Source organism: Simplicispira piscis (assembly GCF_054783455.1).
On sequence record NZ_BAAGQN010000036.1, the window covers coordinates 1 to 1,144 of the forward strand.

General features: G+C 67.0%; 1 protein-coding gene. It reads left to right on the top strand.

All coding sequences use genetic code 11. The features are described 5' to 3' along the window. A partial coding sequence (locus ACYVOC_RS18870; protein WP_461162786.1) for a putative bifunctional diguanylate cyclase/phosphodiesterase occupies window positions 1-1,144 on the top strand: 1,144 nt, incomplete at both ends.

A 1,144-nucleotide genomic window follows, 5' to 3' on the forward strand; every position in this document is an offset into this window, starting at 1 on the left:
GCCTGCTGCTCGACCGCCTGCACCGCCTGGTGCTCAGCAGCCAGCGCACCCACCATCACGGCGCCCTGCTGTTCATCGACCTGGACAACTTCAAAGACCTCAACGACACCCTGGGCCACGACATGGGCGACCAGCTCCTCACGCAAGTGGCCGCCCGCCTCTCGGCCAGCGTGCGCGAATGCGACACCGTGGCGCGCTTTGGCGGCGACGAATTCGTCATCCTGCTCGAAGGCCTGGACACCGACACCGACCACGCCGCCCGCCAGGCCGAAGCCGTGGCACGCAAACTGCTTTTGGCCCTGAACAACCCCTTTGAGCTGGCAGGCCAGCAGCACTACAGCACCCCCAGCATCGGCCTGACCCTCTTTGGCCAGGAACGCCAGAGCGTGGACGAACTGCTCAAGCGCGCCGACCTAGCCATGTACGAAGCCAAGGCCGCCGGGCGCAACACCCACCGCTTCTTCGACCCTGGCATGCAGCAAGCCCTGCACGAGCGCTCCAGCCTGGAAGCCGACCTGCGCCAGGGCCTGCAGCGCGGCGAACTCTTCGTGCACTACCAGGCCGTGGTCGACCACCACGGCCACGTCAAAGGCGCCGAAGCCCTGGCGCGCTGGAACCACCCCGAGCGCGGCGCCATCGCACCGATGGAATTCATCCCCCTGGCCGAGCAGACCGGCCTCATCCTGCCGCTGGGCCAGCACATCCTGCACACCGCCTGCCAGCAACTCGTGCGCTGGGCCGCCCAGCAGGCAACCGCCCACCTGAGCATTGCCGTCAACGTCAGCGCCCGGCAATTTCGCCAACCCGACTTTGCCGCGCAAGTTCTGCACACCCTGCGCGAGACCGGTGCCAACCCCAAGCGCCTGAAACTCGAACTGACCGAAAGCCTGCTGCTGGGCGACATGGACGACACCATCGAGCGCATGGTGCAACTCAAGCGCGAAGGCGTGGGCTTTGCGCTGGACGACTTTGGCACCGGGTATTCGAGCCTGGGCTACCTCAAGCGCCTGCCGCTGGACCAGGTCAAGATCGACCGGGGCTTTGTGCGCGACGTGCTGACCGACCCGAACGACGCGGCCATCGTGCGCACCATCCTGGCGCTGGCGCAAAGCCTGGACCTGGACGTGGTGGCCGAAGGGGTGGA